The sequence below is a fragment of the Streptomyces sp. NPDC051133 genome (assembly GCF_040682635.1).
Classification (GTDB): Bacteria; Actinomycetota; Actinomycetes; order Streptomycetales; family Streptomycetaceae; genus Streptomyces.
Genome location: NZ_JBFBBK010000241.1, coordinates 1 through 1,312, shown reverse-complemented (window position 1 = coordinate 1,312; position 1,312 = coordinate 1). Strand labels below are relative to the sequence as shown.

Annotated in this window: 1 protein-coding gene; it reads right to left on the bottom strand. The window is 65.2% G+C overall.

Going from position 1 to position 1,312, the window contains the following annotated elements:
• On the bottom strand, positions 1–119 hold a 119-nt coding region (locus AB0N17_RS46745), incomplete at its 3' end, for a DUF4937 domain-containing protein (protein ID WP_366017737.1).
• Positions 120–1,312: the final 1,193 nt, after the last annotated feature.

Sequence of the window (1,312 nt, the reverse complement as noted above, 5' to 3'; positions counted from 1 at the left end):
GGCCGCTGCCGGCTCCAGCCCCCGCCCTGTCCGCGAAAACCCGGCTCTCCCGGAAGCCCCGCCCATTTCCGCTGCCCCCGCTCGAACCCGCGGCTGCTCACCTCGTCACAGCTGCCCATTACCTCTTCCGCGTGTGTGTTCATCTCATACCGAGCCTCTTCGAGAGCATCGTCGGCAGTATGGCCGGTCGCGGTGAACGTAAGTCGCTCAAGCCCGGTCTGCGCCGTCGCGGGTGTCGAACCTGCGGCGAACGAAGGAGCGGCAGCCGCTCCCGACATCAGAAGCACACCGAAAGCTACGGCCGCAAGGGCGGAAATATTCCGCGTCATGAAGCACCTCCATTGAAGTTGACCGGAGATCAGTCTCTCGAAAAGCCGATCGATATCAATTCGGATGAATACTTCAAGCCATTTACAGCATGACAAGATGGCTTCGAGATCTTTACTGAGTGGAAGAAATCTAGCTTTCAGGGCCCGGCTTCGTGGCCCGATGAGAGTCATCTCGTGCTTCCCGCGCCTCCGGAGACCTGGAGCCGCCGCAGAGCAGACGACCAAAAATGAGCGTCTTCGTACCGTGTCCTATGTGCCAATGGCCGCGCGGCTGGGTGAAGACGGCAGCCGGCAGTCTGAACACACATCACTTCCCGGCACTGACGACCCGGAGAACTTCTCTCTGGCATCGGCTCCTGTCCGTGTGACAGCGAGCATGTATGCCGTGCCACCGTAGCCAGTCAGCGGCTCGGCGGGATGAAGATCGGGCCGCCCGCCCGGAACAGGCGGACGAGAGGACTCCCTTCATGCGGACAGTGCCGGTCCCAGGGCTCGACAAGCGCCTGCGCCAGATTCGCAGTCTGCCGCCAGTCCCACACTGCCGGCGCAGAACGCGAACCGCACCAGCATCGGTTCATCGCCCGGAACCACAAGGCGAGCAGGAGCGAACTCGACATCTCCCAAGGCCACCAGGCTCCCGATCGAGGAAGCGACTCCGCTCCAGAGCGCATCACATCGCCCCCACGACTTCGCGCGAAGGCTGACACACCGCGGGGTGAGACCCGCATCAGCGTCGCGATGTTCGCGTGGACGGTGACAGCCGGCGCTGTCGACGCGGTGACCTTCCTCTGGCTGGGACACGCCTTATCCGCACTCAGCACCGGCAACCTCCTGTTCCTTGGCTTCGGAGCCGCAGAAGCGCCCGGCGGGGCGGGGCCCCGCCCGCCGGGGCCCCCGGGCGGTGTTGTCCAGGGCGGCGGGCGCCGGGGGGGGGAACCGGCGGGTGTCCGTGTTCGAGTTGTGGGAGGGGTTGGGCGGGGCCC